General features: G+C 62.6%; 18 protein-coding genes. 12 read left to right on the top strand and 6 right to left on the bottom strand.

Going from position 1 to position 17,602, the window contains the following annotated elements; translation table 11 throughout:
* Positions 1 to 7 precede the first annotated feature (7 nt).
* A complete protein-coding gene (locus AC6CH8_RS00980) occupies positions 8 to 448 on the top strand; it encodes a very short patch repair endonuclease (protein ID WP_498188309.1) in 441 nt (146 codons plus the stop codon).
* Here the strand turns inward: AC6CH8_RS00980 and AC6CH8_RS00975 are convergent.
* On the bottom strand, positions 445 to 633 hold the full coding sequence (locus AC6CH8_RS00975; RefSeq protein WP_498188307.1) for a hypothetical protein: 189 nt from the start codon (positions 631 to 633) through the stop codon (positions 445 to 447). The two genes, AC6CH8_RS00980 and AC6CH8_RS00975, sit on opposite strands and share 4 nt — an antisense overlap.
* Positions 634 to 824: 191 nt before the next feature.
* On the opposite strand from AC6CH8_RS00975, the gene AC6CH8_RS00970 reads away from it, so the two are divergent.
* The 10 genes from AC6CH8_RS00970 to fdxA all read left to right on the top strand — a co-directional run bounded on the left by AC6CH8_RS00970 (position 825) and on the right by fdxA (position 10,433).
* The gene (locus AC6CH8_RS00970) at positions 825 to 1,205 is read left to right on the top strand and encodes an Hpt domain-containing protein (RefSeq protein WP_498188305.1); all 381 of its coding nucleotides are present in this window, start codon (positions 825 to 827) and stop codon (positions 1,203 to 1,205) included.
* Between the two features lie 90 nt (positions 1,206 to 1,295).
* Positions 1,296 to 1,895, top strand: coding sequence for a helix-turn-helix domain-containing protein (locus AC6CH8_RS00965; RefSeq protein WP_017197698.1), 600 nt, complete (start codon positions 1,296 to 1,298; stop codon positions 1,893 to 1,895).
* Between the two features lie 164 nt (positions 1,896 to 2,059).
* Positions 2,060 to 3,391: an MFS transporter gene (locus AC6CH8_RS00960; RefSeq protein ID WP_498188302.1), complete on the top strand. Its 1,332-nt coding sequence runs from the start codon at positions 2,060 to 2,062 to the stop codon at positions 3,389 to 3,391.
* 9 nt (positions 3,392 to 3,400) lie between these two features.
* Positions 3,401 to 4,765, top strand: a complete 1,365-nt coding sequence (locus tag AC6CH8_RS00955) for an FAD-dependent oxidoreductase (protein ID WP_420180354.1) — start codon at positions 3,401 to 3,403, stop codon at positions 4,763 to 4,765.
* Positions 4,762 to 6,012 (top strand): CaiB/BaiF CoA transferase family protein, encoded by a 1,251-nt coding sequence (locus AC6CH8_RS00950; RefSeq protein WP_420180353.1) that lies wholly within the window; start codon positions 4,762 to 4,764, stop codon positions 6,010 to 6,012. Before AC6CH8_RS00955 ends, AC6CH8_RS00950 begins: the two co-directional genes overlap by 4 nt.
* Positions 6,009 to 6,815, top strand: a complete 807-nt coding sequence (locus AC6CH8_RS00945; protein ID WP_498188301.1) for an enoyl-CoA hydratase-related protein — start codon at positions 6,009 to 6,011, stop codon at positions 6,813 to 6,815. The genes AC6CH8_RS00950 and AC6CH8_RS00945 overlap by 4 nt, the downstream gene beginning before the upstream one ends.
* 38 nt (positions 6,816 to 6,853) lie before the next feature.
* Positions 6,854 to 7,789: a dihydrodipicolinate synthase family protein gene (locus tag AC6CH8_RS00940; protein WP_498188299.1), complete on the top strand. Its 936-nt coding sequence runs from the start codon at positions 6,854 to 6,856 to the stop codon at positions 7,787 to 7,789.
* Positions 7,789 to 8,601 carry an SDR family oxidoreductase gene (locus AC6CH8_RS00935; protein WP_420180350.1) on the top strand — a complete coding sequence of 271 codons (813 nt, stop codon included), beginning with the start codon at positions 7,789 to 7,791 and terminating at the stop codon, positions 8,599 to 8,601. The genes AC6CH8_RS00940 and AC6CH8_RS00935 overlap by 1 nt, the downstream gene beginning before the upstream one ends.
* Before the next feature lie 26 nt (positions 8,602 to 8,627).
* Positions 8,628 to 10,106: an aldehyde dehydrogenase family protein gene (locus AC6CH8_RS00930; protein ID WP_498188297.1), complete on the top strand. Its 1,479-nt coding sequence runs from the start codon at positions 8,628 to 8,630 to the stop codon at positions 10,104 to 10,106.
* 6 nt (positions 10,107 to 10,112) lie between these two features.
* Positions 10,113 to 10,433 (top strand): ferredoxin, encoded by a 321-nt coding sequence (fdxA, locus tag AC6CH8_RS00925; protein WP_420180348.1) that lies wholly within the window; start codon positions 10,113 to 10,115, stop codon positions 10,431 to 10,433.
* Between the two features lie 71 nt (positions 10,434 to 10,504).
* Here fdxA and AC6CH8_RS00920 read toward each other — a convergent pair whose 3' ends face one another.
* Positions 10,505 to 11,245, bottom strand: a complete 741-nt coding sequence (locus AC6CH8_RS00920; protein ID WP_420180347.1) for a response regulator transcription factor — start codon at positions 11,243 to 11,245, stop codon at positions 10,505 to 10,507.
* Positions 11,246 to 11,344: 99 nt separating this feature from the next.
* On the opposite strand from AC6CH8_RS00920, the gene AC6CH8_RS00915 reads away from it, so the two are divergent.
* Complete coding sequence (locus AC6CH8_RS00915) at positions 11,345 to 13,015, top strand: sensor histidine kinase (RefSeq protein WP_498188295.1); 1,671 nt, start codon at positions 11,345 to 11,347, stop codon at positions 13,013 to 13,015.
* Positions 13,016 to 13,018: 3 nt separating this feature from the next.
* Here the strand turns inward: AC6CH8_RS00915 and AC6CH8_RS00910 are convergent, their stop codons facing one another.
* The 4 genes from AC6CH8_RS00910 to AC6CH8_RS00895 all read right to left on the bottom strand — a co-directional run bounded on the left by AC6CH8_RS00910 (position 13,019) and on the right by AC6CH8_RS00895 (position 17,538).
* Complete coding sequence (locus AC6CH8_RS00910; RefSeq protein WP_498188293.1) at positions 13,019 to 13,279, bottom strand: PLD nuclease N-terminal domain-containing protein; 261 nt, start codon at positions 13,277 to 13,279, stop codon at positions 13,019 to 13,021.
* A 33-nt stretch (positions 13,280 to 13,312) separates the two neighbouring features.
* A complete protein-coding gene (locus AC6CH8_RS00905) occupies positions 13,313 to 14,521 on the bottom strand; it encodes a 5-methylcytosine restriction system specificity protein McrC (RefSeq protein ID WP_091465812.1) in 1,209 nt (402 codons plus the stop codon).
* A gap of 94 nt (positions 14,522 to 14,615) precedes the next feature.
* Entirely contained in the window at positions 14,616 to 16,850 is a 2,235-nt protein-coding gene (locus AC6CH8_RS00900; protein ID WP_420180344.1) for an McrB family protein, read from the bottom strand.
* A gap of 85 nt (positions 16,851 to 16,935) precedes the next feature.
* Positions 16,936 to 17,538 (bottom strand): DUF1349 domain-containing protein, encoded by a 603-nt coding sequence (locus AC6CH8_RS00895; RefSeq protein WP_498188292.1) that lies wholly within the window; start codon positions 17,536 to 17,538, stop codon positions 16,936 to 16,938.
* Between the last annotated feature and the right edge of the window lie 64 nt (positions 17,539 to 17,602).

Raw genomic sequence — 17,602 nt, 5'->3', positions numbered from 1 at the left:
TTGATGCATGGGCGAGAGCCGGGACCTTTTAACGCGGGAGCAGCGCAGCCGCAACATGTCCAAAATCCGTGGGAAGAACACGAAACCGGAGTTGCTGGTCCGGCGGCTCCTGCACGCGAAAGGCTACCGGTACCGCCTCCACGGAAAGGCCGGAACGGCGCAACTACCGGGCCGCCCCGACCTTGTGTTCGCGGGCCGGCGCAAGGTCATTTTCGTCAATGGCTGTTTCTGGCATGTCCATGAGTGCAAGGCAGGGCAGCACGCCCCGGCAGCGAACGCGGAATTCTGGGAAGCCAAGAGAACACGAACCCGCGAAAGGGACGCGTTGCAGCGGGAACAGCTGGAAGCTGCCGGCTGGGAGGTGCTCACGGTCTGGGAGTGTCAGCTGAGGGACAGATCCATGCTCGAGGAGCGGCTCACGGAATTTCTGGAATCAGCGGTGGACTAACGCGCAGTTGTGGTGGGCGCGGTGGTAGTGGTCGATGCGGACTCCGCGGATCGATCTGTGACAGCCGTTTGGGAGCTCTGCTGCCACAGTGCGAAGGCGGCGGACCCCCCAATGCCCAGCAGGACAGTCATACAGACCACGATGATGAGCATGAGGCCCGGTGACGTGCGAGCACCACTTTCCATGTTGTTTCCCGTTCCCGTGATGCAGCCTGGAAACACCCAGATCTGCTTTTCACTACTTTGTGGGGCCGGGATCAAGAGTGGCTCTGAGTCCGCTCAAGATTGGATCAATCTTTGGCTATATGGCGCTGCGGAAGTTCCACGCGCCCTACTGTTGAATTGTGAATCTACTGTTTGGAGGCGGGAGGGATTTGGTGTCTGAGTATGACGAGTGCACCGACGCCCTGGTGGATCCCACCGTCCTCACCGAACTCCAAGCCGAGCTTGGCGGCGACCAAGCCATCATCAGCACCTTCGTCCGCAACTACGTGGACCTTCTTCCTTGGCGTGTAGACCGGCTTCATCATGCCGTGGAAAAGCTCGACATCGAAGACGCCATGGATGCGGCCCTTAGCCTGAAGACCTCGAGCCACATGGTGGGTGCCATTTGCATGAGTCGATTGGCCACGGAGCTGGAAATCAGCATCAGGCTCCTGCCCGGCCCAGCCCACTTGGACGAGCTCCGCGCGCTGGTCAACGAAATAGAGCACTTCGTCTCGGCAACGATCCGGGAACTGGAAACCCCACTTCCGTAAAAATTTTCACCTTATTGAAGAAAAACCATTGACTCCGTAAAGATCTTCACTATAGTTGTGTGAGTTAGCTCACCAACGAAGGATGCGGCAATGACAACCGAGACTCCTGCTCCGCCAGCCACCAGCGAACTGCTGGCAACTGTGGGAAACAAGGTGCGCACCATGCGCAAGGCAAAGGGCATGACCCTCGCCCAACTCTCGGACATCACCGGCCTCAGCCAAGCGATCGTCAGCCAAATCGAACGCGGAATGGCCAACCCTTCCTTCACCACGTTGGCCCAGCTGGCACACGGCCTGGACATCCCCGTAGGGAGGTTCTTCATTGGGCAGGAAGAATCAAAGTCCCCCGTGGTCCGCAGATCCGACCGACGCAACCTCAAGAACGTCACCCGCGAGTCCGTGGGTGAAGCAGTGCATGAGCTGCTCACCCCGAACCGCGATGGAAGCATCGAAGCCCAGTGGATCAGCACGCCCCCAGGGCACGACACAAGCGACACCCCCTTTACCCACAGCGGTGAAGAGTTCTGCTACATCATCTCCGGTCGTAAGGACGTCTACCTCGACGGCGTCTGCTACAGCCTTGAAGAGGGCGACTCCATCACCTACTCCTCAGAGATCCCGCACTGGTACAAGAACAGCTACGAAGAGGTATGCGTAGCCATCTGGGTCAACGCACCACACGCGTGGTAACCCTGCCGCCCCCATACGGCGCCAGCGTTTTCCCTTAACTGTCCGGACACGAAACCGTGGCCGCTGACAATCCTTGCCACTTTCGCATCAAACGCCTCCTCCAACGGGCGTTCCTGCGTCATACCCTCCCACGCCCTCCGGGGCGTCAGCGTAAGGACAATTCCATGCTCCACACCACCACGACGGACAACGTAGTCCCGTCACCAAACACCAGTCACCCATCCCCCCAAAAGAACACCAAATTCACCCCCGAAGTCCGTAAGGGCTTGCTCGGGCTTGGCTTGGGCAACGCCTTGGAATGGTACGACTGGATGGTCTTCGGCCTCCTGTCCGCCTTCATCGGCCCCAATTTCTTCCCCAACACCGATCCGCTCTCGGCGACACTGAACGCCTTGGCAGTGTTCGCCGTCGGATTCGCGTTCCGCCCCTTGGGTGGCATCCTTCTCGGAACCCTGGCGGACCGCATCGGCCGACGCCGCGTGATGCTGCTGTCCATCATGCTGATGGCCGGCACCACCTTGGTCATCGCCGTCACGCCTAGCTATGAAACGATCGGTCCCGCAGCGGGCATCATCCTGGTGGTATGCCGCATCCTGCAAGGTATCTCCACCGGCATCGAAGCGCCGCTGTCCACCTCACACGCGGTAGAACTGGCACCTGTTGGCCGCGAGGGCTACGTGGCGGGCATCATGTCGTTCTACGTCAACATCGGGATCCTGCTCGCCTCGCTCATCAGCTTCCTGTGCAGCCTGGTCCTTGGCGGCGCAGCAATGGCCGAATGGGGCTGGCGCGTACCCTTCATCATCGGCGCACTGTTCGGCTTCGTGGTGCTCTACCTCCGCCGCTCACTGCCCGAAACCCTCAAGGCCGAGGAAATGGCCACCAACACTCCCCGGGCTGTGTGGTCCGGAGTACGCAAGCATTGGCTGTCCGTCCTTGCCATCATCTTCGTGGTGGGCGCGGCACAAGCCTACAACTACGCCTGGAACGTGGGACTCCCCAGCGCAGCACGCAGCGGCTTCAAGGAAGACCCCACCGCCGTCTTCGCCCTGACAACCATCCTTGGCGTCATCCTGGTGGTGGGCAGCTGGATCATCGGCAAGCTGGCGGACGGCAAGGCGATGTCCAAGTGGTTCCTGGTCACCCGTATTCTGGCCATCCCGTCAGTGTTCCTCATGCTGATGTACGTCCAGCCGGGCATTGGCGGCTTCGCAGCCGTCCTCCTGGGCGGCTCGATCGTCCTGGTACTGAACATGACCCTCTACAACGTGGTCAGCTCGTCCCTGATGCCCAAGAACATCCGAGGCACAGGTGTGGCCCTGGGTTACGGCGTCGGTGTGGCGCTCTTCGGCGGTACAGCCTCCTACCTCCTGGTCTGGCTCCAATCGCTGAACCTCACCTGGGTTTTCCCGGTCTACGTAGCCATCCTCTCCATCCTCAGCATCGTTTTCTATCTCGCGGCCCGCCGTTCCAACGGCATCTTCGTCGGAAAGTAAGGACTCACCATGAACTCGCTTGAACTCAGCACTACGACGGCGGACCTCACCGCCCCGGTCATCTCACGTTCCGACGTCCTGGTAGTTGGCGGTGGTCCCGCAGGCGTGGCCGCCGCAGTTACCGCCGCCCGCTCGGGGGCCAAGGTCACGCTGCTGGAACGCTACTCGTCCCTGGGTGGCCTGGCCTCCGGCGGCATGGTCCTGGTGCTGGACGACATGATCAACGGCCAGGAAATCACCGTCACCGGCATCGTCTCCGAGTACGTGGAACGGCTGCAGAAGCTGGGCCTGGCCATCGTTCCGCCAGCCGATGACCGCAAGACCTCCGAGGAACTCTGGAACAAGTGGGGCCGCTACGGCACCTTCGACTTCCATTCCCACACCAACCCCAAGCCCATCTGCTACGCAGCGGCCTTCGACCCCGATGGCTGGAAGCGCGTCTCCAACGACCTCGTCCGCGAGGCCGGCGTGGACCTTCGCCTGCACTCCTGGTTCTCCCGTCCCATCGTGGACAACGGCGTGATCAAGGGTGTCATCTGCGAAACCAAGCTTGGCCCGCAAGCCTTCATGGCCGACGTCGTGATTGACACAACCGGCGACATCGACGTCGCTTCCCGTGCCGGCGCCAGCTACGCCAAGGACAACTACCTCACCACCTTGGTCTTCCGCCTCGGCAACGTGGACACCAATGCCGCAGAAGCTTTTGAACAGGCCAACCCGAAGGAAGCCCGCGCCATCAACCGCAAGATCAAGCGCCTCCTCGGCGGCGCGTGGGAACTGTGGTGGCTCAAGACTCCCATTGATGGCGTGGTCTGGTGCAACGCCCCGCACATGTCAGGCTTCGACGGCGTGGACCCTGCAGACATGACCGCGGCCGAGTTTGCAGCCCGGGACCGTATCTCCGAGGCCGTGGACTACGTCCGGGCTCACCTCCCCGGTTTTCAAAACTGCTACATGCTGGACGTCGCCTCCCAGATGGGTGTCCGCCAGACCCGGCTCCTGCAAGGCGAGTACGTCATGACCAAGGACGACGTCACGCAACGCCGCCACTTCGCTGACACCGTGGCCCGCGGCCGCGACTACTACTACCCGTACCGCTCGCTGCTGCCCAAGGAAGTGGACCAGCTCCTGGTGGCCGGCCGGCACTACTCCGCCACACCGGAAGCCCAGAAGATGTCCCGCGAGATCCCGCCCTGCATGGCCATGGGCCAAGCCGTCGGCGTCGCCGCAGCCCTGGCAGTGGAGAACAATCTCCTGGTCCGCGACGTCTCCGCGCTGGACATCCAGCAGGGCATGCGCCGCCACGGTGCAGACCCGGGCGACGTCCCGTCGTCGAACGCCACTGTAGACGCAACCACAGCGGTGCCGGCATGAGCACTGTGACTTTGGAACAGGCAGAAGGCACGACGGCGGCACTCACCGCAGCTGCCCCGGCCACTACCCCGCTCCCGCTGGACGGCATCAAGATCGTGGACTTCACCCAGGTGTTCATGGGCCCGTCCTGCACGCAACTGCTGGGCGATTACGGCGCGGACATCATCAAGGTTGAACGCCCCGGCGCCGGTGACATCTCGCGCAACTCCTTCCCGGACCAGGATGGCCAGGACAACCCTATCTTCCTGTCCATCAACCGGAACAAGCGCAGCGTCTCCGTCGACACCCGCACCGAAGAAGGCCGCGAGGTGCTGCACCGGCTGTTGGCCGATGCAGACGTCGTGGTCAGTAACTTCCGCTCCGGTGTCATGGAGCGCATGGGCTTCGGGTACGAAGAGCTCAAGGCCACGAACCCGGGGATCATCTGGGCATCGGGCACCGGCTTCGGCCCGGACGGTCCCTACTCCCATAAGGGTGGCCAGGACGCGATCGCCCAGGCGTACTCGGGTGTGATGTGGCGGCGGGAGTCCGAGGACACCAAGCCCTCCATCTACCCCACCACCCTGTGCGACTACATCACGGGCATGCACCTCATGCAGGGCATCCTGCTGGCGTTGCGCACCCGGGAAACCTCCGGCTCGGGCCAAAAAGTGGAGGTGACCATGTACGACTCCATGCTGCACCTGCAGATGCAAGAGGCGTGCATGCAGCTCAACCGCGGTTACGAGGTCAACTGGGGTGCCATGCCGCTGAGCGGTGTGTTCGAAACCACGGACGGTGCCGTGTGCATGGTGGGCGGCTTCACCCCGGACCCGTTGGCCCGCATTTCGGATGCCCTGGGACTGGACGAGGACCTGACGCAGCGACCGGAGTTTTCCAGCTTGGAACAGCAATTCAAGAACAAGCCGGCGTTGCAGGCAATCTTCCGGGAGCACATCGCAACCAATTCCACCGAGTACTGGACCCACCGGCTTGAGGAGCAGGGACTACTCAACGCACCTGTTCACACGCTGGAGCAGGCGCTGGCGGACGCGCAGACGGAGGCCAACGGAATGATCGTGGAGGCGGAACACTCCGCTGTGGGCACGGTCCGTATGTTGAACGCGCCCATCCGGCTGTCCGCGACCCCTCCCACCATCCGTCGTGCTGCGCCGCGTCTCGGCGAGCACAACGTGGAGGTGCTGCTGGAAAACGGCTTCGATGAGGAAACCATCGAGCGCCTGCAGCAGTTGGGTGTCCTGCGATGACGGCTTCCGTACAAGAGCGCGTTGACACCGTCACCCTCAGCATCGAGAGTCACGTGGCCACGGTAGTCATAGATCGCCAGCACGTGCTCAACGCCGTGGACGCCACCGCCCAGGCCCGGCTCAACGAGATCTGGACCCAGCTGGAGAACGATCCCACAGTACGCGTCGTGGTGATTACAGGTGCCGGTTCACGGGCGTTCTCCGTTGGCGCAGACATGTCCGCCTCAGCCGTGGATAAGACCGGACTGGAGTACTGGGCCGGTTTGGATCCCAACGGATTCGGTGGCCTAAGCCTACGCACCACCCTCGACATCCCAGTGATAGCCCGCGTCAACGGCTACGCCCTGGGCGGCGGGATGGAGATGGTGCTCGGCGCAGACATCGTGGTGGCGGCCGATACCGCGAAGTTCGGCTTGACCGAACCCCGTGTTGGACGGTTGGCGCTCGACGGCGGCATCCATCAGCTGGTGCGGCGGATCCCCCACACGCAGGCCATGGGCATGCTGTTGACCGGCCGTAAAGCGGACGCCGCGGAAATGCAGTCCATGGGACTCGTCAACGAGGTAGTTCCCGCCGAAGGGCTCGACGCCGCCGTGCAGCGATGGGTGGACCAGATCCTTGCCTGCGCACCCACCTCGGTCCGTGCCGTCAAGCAAATGGTCACGCAGACGACCCACCTCACTGCCAAGGAAGCGCGAGGGCTTCGTCTGCCCGCCCTCATGGCGGCGTTGGACAGCGACGACTCTGCTGAAGGTGTCCGGGCCTTCCAGGAGAAGCGCCCGCCGGTCTGGCCTGGCCGCTGATGCAGGACACCAACTCAAACGAACAGAAGGAGATACCGATGCAGCCAACAGTTGCGCGTGAATCCTTGCCAGCAGGTGTGTGGGGCGTTGTTGCCACACCGTTCCAGGGCAGCACGCTGGACGTGGACACGGATAGCTTGGCCGAGCTTGTGGAGCACTACGAGTCCATTGGTGCTACCGGGCTCACCGTCCTTGGCGTCTTTGGGGAAGCCGCAGCACTGACCGTCGAGGAACGCAGTCAGGTACTGGAAACCGTGGTGGAATGCACGTCGCTTCCGCTCGTTGTGGGAGTGACCGCCTTGGCCACCCGCCCCGCTATTCAGGAAGTGCTCGCTGCCCAGGACGTGGCCGGACCCCGGCTTGCGGCCGTAATGGTGCAGGCCAACTCCGCCACGCCCCAAACTGTGATCGCCCACTTGGACGCCATCCACCGCGCTACGGGAGCAAAAGTAGTCCTGCAGGACTATCCTCTGGCCAGCGGCGTCAGCATCCCCACCAAGGCACTGGTCTCCGTGGTCTCGGCTTGCCACTACGTCATCGCCGTCAAGGCCGAAGCGCCGCCCACCAGCGTGGCGATCGCGGAGCTGAGTCCCGCCGTCGACGTTTCTGTTTTTGGCGGTCTGGGCGGGCAGGGACTGCTGGACGAACTCATGGCCGGCGCGGCGGGCGCCATGACCGGTTTCTCGTACCCCGAAGCCCTCATTGCCTGTGTCCGGGCATGGCACCAGGACGGTTACGAGGCTGCCCATCGCGAGCTGCTGCCATACCTGCCGCTCATCAATTTCGAGCAACAAGCCAAGGTGGCGTTAGCCATCCGCAAGGAGTGCCTGCGCGAGCGCGGCCTCATCAAGGCTTCCGGGGTCCGTTCGCCGGCCGCGGCGTTCCCCGAAAGCCTGCGGACCGGCATGGCAACACACCTTCGCGAAGCTGCTGCGGCGCTGGAAGCCGCGAAAACAACTGTAGGGAGCTTCTAATGGACCTCGGAATCGCCGGCAAGACCGCCTTGATTGCTGCATCCACCGGTGGGCTGGGCTTGGCCGTTGCCCGGGCTCTGGCCGCAGAGGGTGTACGGGTGGCGATCATTGGCCGCCGCAGGGACCGGGCCAAGGAGATCGTCGAAGAACTGCACGCTGCGTACGGAATAGGCTCACTGGGCTCTACAGGTTTTGACGCGTTGGCCATAGAGGCCGACCTCACCACCCCGGAGGGCATCGAATCCGCCGTCCAACAAACCGTCGCCGACCTCGGACCAATCGACATTCTGGTACTCAACGGGCCGGGTCCCAAGCCGGGGGCCGCTGCGACGCTAAGTACCGACGATATCGCTGCGGCGTTCGATCTGCTGGTCAAGCCGCACCACGCCCTGGTCAAGCACATCCTTCCCGGCATGCGGGAACGGCGTTGGGGCCGCATCCTGGCCATCGGGTCCAGCGGAGTGTCGGCACCCTTACCCAATCTCGCAGTATCCAACACCGGACGCGCCGCACTTGCCGGGTACCTCAAGACACTCGCAGCTGAAGTCGCCCTGGACGAGGTGACCGTGAACTTGCTGCTGCCCGGCAGGATCGCCACGGACCGCGTGACGCAGCTTGACCAAGCCGCCGCCAAACGACGCGGCACCACGCTGGAAGACATTCAGCTCGAGTCGCGCAAGACCATCCCCGCCCGCCGCTATGGGGAACCCGCCGAGTTCGGTGCGGCTGCGGCCTTCCTGTGCAGCGCGCCGGCGTCGTACATCACCGGAGTCGCGCTCAGGTGCGACGGCGGCCTGATCCGCAGCCTCTAAACGCCACTACTTTCAAAGGAAACGCCATGACGTCCACAGCCCTGGAAACCACCATCACCAACGACGCCGAAACAAGCACCGCACAACACCTCATTAACGGCCAGTGGCTGGGCGAAGCCGACACCCAGCGGATGAACCCGGCCAGGCCGGGGGAACTCGCAGCCCTCTCCCCCAGCGGCACAGCCGAGGACGTTGATACGGCCATCACAGCAGCCGCAGCAGCCCAGTCTTCATGGGCCGGAATGCCCGCACCGTCGCGGGGCGCCATTCTCATCGCTGCCGGGAACCTGCTGATCGAGCGGCAGGCCGCCATCGCCGAGGACTTGGTCCGCGAAGAAGGCAAGACACTCGCCGAAGCCAAGGGCGAAGTGAAACGTGCCTCGGACGTCCTTCGTTTCTTCGGCTCTCTCGGTTGGGCAGCCACCGGTGAGGTACTGCCCAGCGGCCTGCCGGACACCACCATCACCACCCGCCGCGAACCGCTGGGCGTCATTGGGCTCATCACTCCGTGGAACTTCCCCATCGCCATCCCGGCTTGGAAGACCGCCCCGGCGCTGATTAGCGGCAACACCGTTGTCATCAAGCCCGCTGAACTCACACCATTGTCCGCAAACCACCTGGCCCGTGCCCTGCAGGACGCGGGACTGCCCGCAGGCGTATTCAACGTGGTGCATGGCAAAGGCCGTGTAGTAGGAGATGCGCTGGCCAGGGATCCGCGCATCGCTGGCATGTCGTTCACAGGCTCCACCAATGTGGGCCTGGGGCTGCAGGAGATCCTGAACGCCCGCCGAGCCCGGGTCCAGCTGGAAATGGGCGGCAAGAACGGCGTCCTGGTGCTGGACGACGCAGATGCCCGCAAAGCCGCTCAGGTAGTAGCTGCTGGTGCGTTTGGCCTGACCGGCCAGGCCTGCACCGCAACCTCGCGCGTTTACGTGACACCGGGGATCCGCGCTGCGTTCACAGAGGCCTTGATCGAGGAGGCCGCTGCGTACACCTCTGGTGATGGCTTGGGAAGCGGCACGCGAATGGGCGCTGTGGTGAGCAGGCAGCAATTCGAGCAGGACCAAGCCGCGGTGCGCTCCGCCGTCGAACGCGGCGCCACCCTCCTTCACGGCAGCTACGACGGAGACCCGAACGGCCCGCTGTTCTTCCCGGCCGCAGTCCTCACCGACCTGCCGATGGACGACGCAGCGGTCACCGAGGAGATCTTTGGGCCGGTGGTTACAGTTCTTGAAGTGGCCGATTATGAAGCCGGCTTGAATGCCATCAACGACTCCCGCTACGGTCTGACCGCCGGCATCTGCACGGACTCGTTGGCCCTCTCTACGGACTTCGCTGCCCGGGCGCAAGCAGGCGTGGTCAAGGTAAACCGCCCCACCGCAGGCTTGGACCTCAACGTTCCCTTCGGTGGCGTGAAGGATTCATCCACCAACACCTTCCGCGAGCAAGGCAGGTCCGCCCTGGACTTCTACACGTGGGGCAAAACCGTTTACACGGGCGTGTAGCGGGCCATGAGCTACGTGATCGCCCAGCCTTGCGTGGATGTGAAAGACAAGGCCTGCATTGACGAGTGCCCGGTGGATTGTATCTACGAGGGCGATCGCTCGCTCTATATCCACCCGTCCGAATGTGTGGACTGCGGCGCGTGCGATCCCGTGTGTCCCGTTGAAGCTATCTACTTCGCGGACGATGTCCCGGACGAATGGGCCGACTACGTCAGGGCCAACGTTGAGTTTTTCGAGGAACTGGGCTCGCCGCAAGGTGCGGGCGGGTTGGGCAATCAGGGCCGCGATCACCCAGTGATCGCGGCCCAGCCTCTGCGCGTCGGCTAACCCAAGTAGGTCGCAGTAGTGCGCGTTATAAGGGCTCATAACGCGCTTAACTGCGACCCAGTTGGGCTTGTTTAGTTGTTGCTTGAGGGAGCCAGCCGGTAACCAACCCCGCGCACCGTCTCAAGCCAGCGTGGTGCCTGGATGCTATCGCCGAGCTTCTTGCGCAGATTTCCCATATGTACCTCAACGGCACGCTCATCTGCGTCGCTGACGTAACTGCCGACGTCGTATGGTTCGTTGCGTAGGCGACGCGCGAGGTCTGCCTTGGTCCGCACTATCCGTCCGGTCTCCAGCAATGCAAGCAGGAGGTCGAACTCCGTGCGGGTCAGCTTGAGCTCTTTGCCGTTCAGGACCGCGGTGCGGGAACCGGCAGAAACTGCCAGCCCGTTGTGGCTCACTTCGGGGTCCGTTTCTTCCGGCACGCTCTTGGATTCCGACGACGCGCGGGGGCGTCGCATCATCGCTTCAACACGGGCGCGCAGTTCCCGGGGACGGAAAGGCTTGGTGAGGTAGTCGTCGCCGCCGGCTTCCAAACCCATGAGGGTGTCCAGCTCTTCGGCGCGTGCCGTCAACATAATGATGTAGGCGTCCGAGGATTTCCGGATCTGGCGAGCTACTTCAAAACCATCAATATCGGGGAGGCCGAGATCCAACGTAATAACGTCCGGATTCAGCTCGCGGGCCGATGTCACACCTGCGGATCCCGTGGACGCGACATGTACATCAAATCCCGCCTGGGATAGAACTACGCGTACCAATTCGCGGATATCCTGGTCATCTTCAATGACCAGCCCCACACGTGCTTCACTCATCGCTGCCCCTCAGCCCCTTCGATAACCTCAGAAGTATATCCATTATGGTTAGGCTGATCTCATGAACCGACTTTCTTCCGCATCTCTGGTGGATATGCCATGACCCACCCTTCAACTTGGGATATTGGTGACAAGAAGAAATTGTTGGTTTTCAGGCGCTCTTTCCATGAACATACCCTGCGTATGCGCGTTGTCCTTAGCCAACTGCCGTTGTCTGTGTGTGTCTGTATTTCAGCCATCCTGGTTTGGCTGTATTTCCCCGCCACACTTGAGAATCCGCTGTTCCTCATTTTCCTGCTGAGCCAAGCACTCCTGCTGGCGCTGTGCATCATTGTGCCGTGGCACCGGCTCCCTTTCGCCAGCTTCCTCACCATCCCCATCCTGGACATGGTCTCCATCGGCTTCGCCCGGGAAGGCGCGATGGAATCCATCACCGGCCTCAGTGTCCTGGTGGTACTCCCGGTCATCTGGCTGTGCGCTTCAGGGTTGTACCCGAAGCTCGCCATTGTCATGTCCTTCCTGGGACCGTTGGGGATTGTCTGGGTGCCCCTGTTCGTGCGCGGAACCTTCAGTGAACAGGACTTCACCAAGCCGCTCCTGTTCCCTATCCTCATGCTGGGCATCGGAGTTTCCGTCAGTGTCCTGACGCTGAGCATGGTGCGCCAGCAGCGCGCCCTGGAAGAGAAGGACGAGGCACTCAAGGAAGCACTGAGCGTCAGTACCAAACAGGAACGGCTCCTCAACACCGTCATGGAAGCGCTGCCTCTTGGCGTGGTAGCTGTGGATGGCGATGGGCACGACATCCTCATGAACCGCCGCCAACGCCAAACTCATGCCCTGGCAACTCCCCCGGACAACGACGATCCCAACGAATCCCAGTTGCTGATCTTCGACACGGACAGGACAACGCCACTGGCTGCGGACCGGCGACCGGTGCGTCGTGCTGTCTTGGGTGAAAGGTTCACGGACCAGTTGGTGTGGTTGGGCTCCGGAAAGGAACAACGAGCCTTCACAGCGAGTGCACGCCCCATGGTGGACGACGCAGGGAAATTCGCCGGTTCCGTGGTGGTGTTCAGCGACGTCACGGACCTGGTGAACGCGCTGGCCGCCAAGGACGACTTCGTTGCTAATGTCTCCCACGAATTCCGTACCCCGTTGACGTCCATCCTTGGTTATGTCGAGCTCATCCTGGATGAGCCGGACACCCTCGATGCCCGAGCCCGCAAACAACTCGACATTGTCAGGCGCAATGCAGAGCGGCTATTGACGCTCGTCTCGGACCTGCTGGCCGTGCGCTCGGGCCAGATCGTCATACAGCCGCACTCAGTGGACGTGGTGGAGTTGGTGCGTGGCAGCGTCACCTCAGCAGAACCACGCGCGGCCAAGGCCGGAATCCGACTGTCGATGGATCTCCCGGATGCGCTGGAAGCCCATGTTGACTCATCACGGATTTCGCAGGTGCTGGACAATCTGGTGTCCAACGCAATCAAGTACTCCCCCGACGGCGGGGATGTGGAAGTAGCTGCCTGGGAGGAGCAGGACTTTGTTTTCTGCCGGGTCACTGACACCGGGATGGGTATGAACGAACAGGAGCAGGCCGAGGCTTTCACCAAATTCTTCCGCGCCGGCAGGGTACGCAAGAGTGCCATCCCCGGTGTCGGACTGGGGTTGCCCATCAGCAAAGCCATTGTTGAAGCCCACGGCGGGACCATCACACTGGAGAGTGTCCCCGGACAGGGCACCACTTTTACGGTGAAGATGCCGTCCTGACCGTCAGTGTTTTACTGCCGCTGCGCCCTTCCCTGCATGCTCTGCATCCCGACGGCGGCCGAAGAGGAAGTAGCTGACGGGCCCAAAGAAGTTGATGAAGGAGACCGCCCGCCAGATGGCCTTCTTGCCGCGGATCTGATCGTCCGGGGTCTTGCCGATGCTTCGCTGCGCAGCACCTAGCAGGGCCAGATTCAGCGCTCCACTGACCAACAGCATGATCCGTTGGCCTTTGGTCATATCGCGCCACGATTTCTTGCGGGCCATGATGCCTCCATCCGTGAAGATTTACTTATCAGGCTAGTCCGACGCCGACCGGCCCGCCACAGCTTGGCGTACTACTTCGCCCCACGATTGCTCGGCCAGGTCAGCTACGGCGGCCAGGATTTCCGACGGCGGCAGGGACAGGTCCAGTGGGTACTCCACGATGTCGATGTCCGTGTTGAGAATGCGGCGGAGCTTCATCTCCCCCGCCCCCGCGTAAACCAGCCAAGCGGTGGGGACCCGCAGTGCCGTGCAGTACGCCAGCAACTGGTAGTGGTCTGCGCTCAGCGAGGCACCAGCGTCGGAGGCTGCTTGGTATTTGGAGTCATAGACCACCACGGGGCGGCCACCCAGGAAGTGGACGGCGTCGGGACGTACCGTCAGGCGATCGGTGTCCCTGACGGCTTCATTGAGCAAGGCACCGTACTGGAGGCGCATCTCCCCCGGGTGCGCGCTCATGGCGGACCTCAGGGCTGTACCCACGAATTCTTCAAACACTTGGCCCATGTCCACCACGAATGACGCGGTTTGCTGCTTGCCCTCGCCCGCCTCGGCGGAAGCGTTCCGAAGAATTACCTCGGACAGACGCAGCACGGCGTGATACCTGAGGTTCATCCTGCTGGCGCGCCACGGCGGCAGCGGCGCTCCGGACTGAAGCCGGGTAACGGCGTCGAGCTTTCCCTTGAGTTGCCGCAAGCGGCTCAAGACATCCGGCCGCACCCCGGGAACCTTTCCCATGCGCTCCAAGGCAGCACGGAGGATGCGGTTCTCCGCGATGTCCTCCGTGAATTCGTCGTAGGAGACCTCCAGCGGCACCATCATTCCGGGGCGTCGGGAGATCTGGTCCGAGATACGGATGCGGCCCTTGACGGTGCGCAGGGACTCTTCCACGGTCAGATAGCCCTGCAGGACGCCACGGCTCAGGGCTTTATCTGCCAGCTGGGCGAGCGATTCGGCCAGCGCGCTCCACAAATCCGGGTGCTCCACGGCCTCCACGGAATGGTCGCGGAAGCCTTGGTCCCCGGCGTAACTGAGCAGGAAAAGAAGCCGGCTGAGGCCAAGCCGGTCCTTGGGACGGACTTCCAGCTGCACTGAGGCGGTCCGGACTGAACCCACCTTGCCAACAGGCTCAATCCTGTAAAGGCCCATGCCCATGGGCGACGCCTTGGCCAGGCCGCTGGTGTTGATGAACGCAGCCGACTCGGGATCGAGTTTGTCCACCACCCCACGGGAGAGCTCGTCCATGACGATATGCCGCGGCCCGGAAATGACCCGCCCGGCAGAGGCAGGCGCGCTGCCGGCCGAAGCGGGCGCCCGGCCCGGCCTGGGCGGGATGGCTTTAGCGGGCTGCAAGACGTCCCAGCAACTGGTCCAGGCCGAAGCGTTCCTCCAGCTGCGCCCGGTTCAGCTGCCCGTGGTAGTGCTCCTCCAGCAACGGCATGAGCTCGTACTTCCAGATACGACGGAGTCCCGTGGGGTTCTGCGCGGCATTCTTCATGAAGTATGACGGCCCGATCATCAGGTCCCGGTCCCAATCGTCGATCGCGTCATTGAGCGCGTCCAGCAGGTCCGCGTTGAGGGTCTCCAGCCCGCGGGCTTCGAGGAAGCGACGCAGGGTGCCGCGGATCGGCTCCTCCTTGGGGTGCAGCTCGATAAACGCGAAACGACGGCGGATGGCGGCATCCATCATGGCGATGGAGCGGTCCGCAGTGTTCATGGTGCCGATGATGTAGAGGTTGTCCGGCAGGCTGAAGGGCTCGTTGGGGCTGTACTGCAGGTAAATGCGATCGTCCCGGTACTCCAGGAGGAAGTAGAGCTCACCGAAGACTTTGGCCAGGTTGGCGCGGTTCATTTCATCGATGATCAGGAAGTACGGTTTGTGCGCATTCTCAGCCTTGGCAGCTTCCTCGGCCAGACGCCTCAACGGCCCGGCGACCAGTTTGAAGGACACCTGGCCATCGTCGGTTTTGTCCGGCCGGTAGCCCTCGAAGAAGTCCTCGTAGGCATACGAGGGGTGGAACTGCACCAGCTTCACGCGTTCGTCGGTGTGGTCACCGGCCAGCTCGGCGGCGAGGTGCTTGGCCAGGTAGGTCTTACCGGTTCCCGGAGGACCGTAAAGGACCAGTTGGCGGTTCTCTTCAAGCAGTTCCGCGATCTCCTTGAGCGGTTCGAGGTCCATGTGCAGGGACGCCGCGAACTCTTCCGTCAGGGGCCGGAAACCTTGCTGGACAACCTCGACGACGGTGGTGGGCGGAGCTTCGTCCTCACCATCGGTTTCGGCCTCCACAGGGAGTAGTTCCTGCAGGGCTTGGATCACCCTGGTGACGTCCACGATGATGCCCGGAGTGGACAGTTGCCGCTGGGCATGACGGGGCAGCTCGGGGATGGCGTAGCTGTCCTCGAACCAGCGGACCTTGCGGCGGATACGGCGGTTGTCCTCGTGGTGTTCAGGTTCACCAAGAACCACACCAACGCGCACTCGGCCGGCATGCTGGTACAGCGTGAGGTCGCCCGGCTTCATGACTGTCAGGAAGGCGAAAACAGCCGTCTTGGTGTCTTCTCGTTCCACGTAGCCCAAGTGCTTGTAGTCCTCGTCCACGGCATGCTGGACCACGCCAGCCGTCACGCCCGCCGTGAGGGTACGCAGGTGCTCCACGTCCAGAGTGGCCTTTTCCTCGGCAACCCAGCTGGCCAAGAGGTCACCGTTGTCATGATGGGTGCGCAGGAGCCAGGACCGACGGCCCGGATCTCCCACCTTGCGCCACTGACTCACCAGTTGGCGGGAATACCAGTCGATGCGCTGCCCGGCCTGCTCGTCCAAGTGGAGGCGAATGCGGTGAATGTCCGCAGTGATGTCCTCGTCCGTGTCACCTTTGGCACCGCCGACGAGTGAAGCAAAGGCGTCCCGGATCTCCTGGCGTTCAACATCGGCCACCACGGGCTCAAAGTAGCTCGGCCACACCAGGTACTCGATGCTGCGGCGAAGGGCGGGCTGATCCTCGGGCGTCGCTGCGGCTAGTTCGTGGAACTTCAATGGGTCAGCAAGGGCTTGGTTGATGGTGGCCGTACTTTGGCTGTCCACGTGGGCCACGAAACGGCACAGCCACTTCAAATGATCCCAAATGGTCCAGTTGAACTCGGCAGTACGGTCGCGGATAACACCGTGGTCCGTCATCCCCTCGTAAAGTTCTTCCGGCAGCTCGATGGGCGGCTCAACCCATGACGCCGCTTCGGCGACGCGTGCCCTCTTCACCCTGAGGGACTTGACCTCGTGCGCGAGCGGCAGGGATTGCAGGAACAGCAGTTCCACGGCCAGCAGCTTGGCCTCCCGAGACGCACCTTCCAGGTTCTGCCGCAGGTTGGTCATCATGGGGGCTTTTGAGTCCTCAACCCCGCGTTCGAGCCTTTCGAGAAGCTCGCCCGCAGCATCCGCGGTCCACGTCAACGTCCTGCCGTCCAGCGCGGAAGGTCTCCCGTGAAGCGCCGGACCGAGCACATACCAGGCTGCGTCCTCGATCTCCTTGGAGACTCCGGGGGCACGGTCAATGGCAGTTTTTACGGAGGGAATCACCATGCCAACTTACCTTGTTTGGCTTATCCAAGCATCTGGATATCCACAGGCTTGCCGTTCCACCAGCGTGGCCTGCGTTGGCGCGCCGCTAGCTTCCGTCGCGGAGGTCCGCCGGAGGTTCTTCCGTCAATTCGATGGTGTCAAAACGGGCCTCGCAGCTCTCCCCCATTGGGGCTTGCGACATGAACCCGACGTGCACAGGTTTCTCCGTATCCAGCCTGAACAACCGGACAAAGGACCAGTCCCGGCCATCCGGTGACGAGTGGAAAGCCCACGCTGGACCCACCCGGCTGACCCGCAGGTAAACCCACGGAGCGGTCACCACAGGCCCGTTGGAATCGTCGGAATAGCTGTTGGTCACCACGCTGACCACCATGGCTTCCCCTTGCGGAGAATACTCGAAGCAGAGCTTGGCCCAGTGCTCACTGTCCGCCCACAGGGTCAGCACACCGGCGTCGAAGGTTGTCCGTGGTGAGGCCACCATAACCCTGGCCGACAACGAGAACGCCGCCGGAGCCCTGAACCCCAGCGCTGTGGCGCCGTGCTGCGGTTCTCCCCCGAGGGAGTCGTTGGTCCAGTCAACCCCGGGCGCGGCTGCGAGCGTCAGCGTCCCCTCGGTCTCGTCATAGCTGGCGTGACCAGCGGACGACGTCCACTCCAAGGGCGGGAGTCCAGCTATTTCGGGGATCAATTCGGTGCTCCTCTGTATCCTGAAAAAATGGTCAAGAACACGCTTTCAGAGATTGCCATAGATG

This window comes from Paenarthrobacter sp. GQ52 (genome assembly GCF_059759005.1).
Note: the sequence above shows the minus strand (reverse complement) of the source record. Positions and strands in the feature narration are given on the sequence as shown.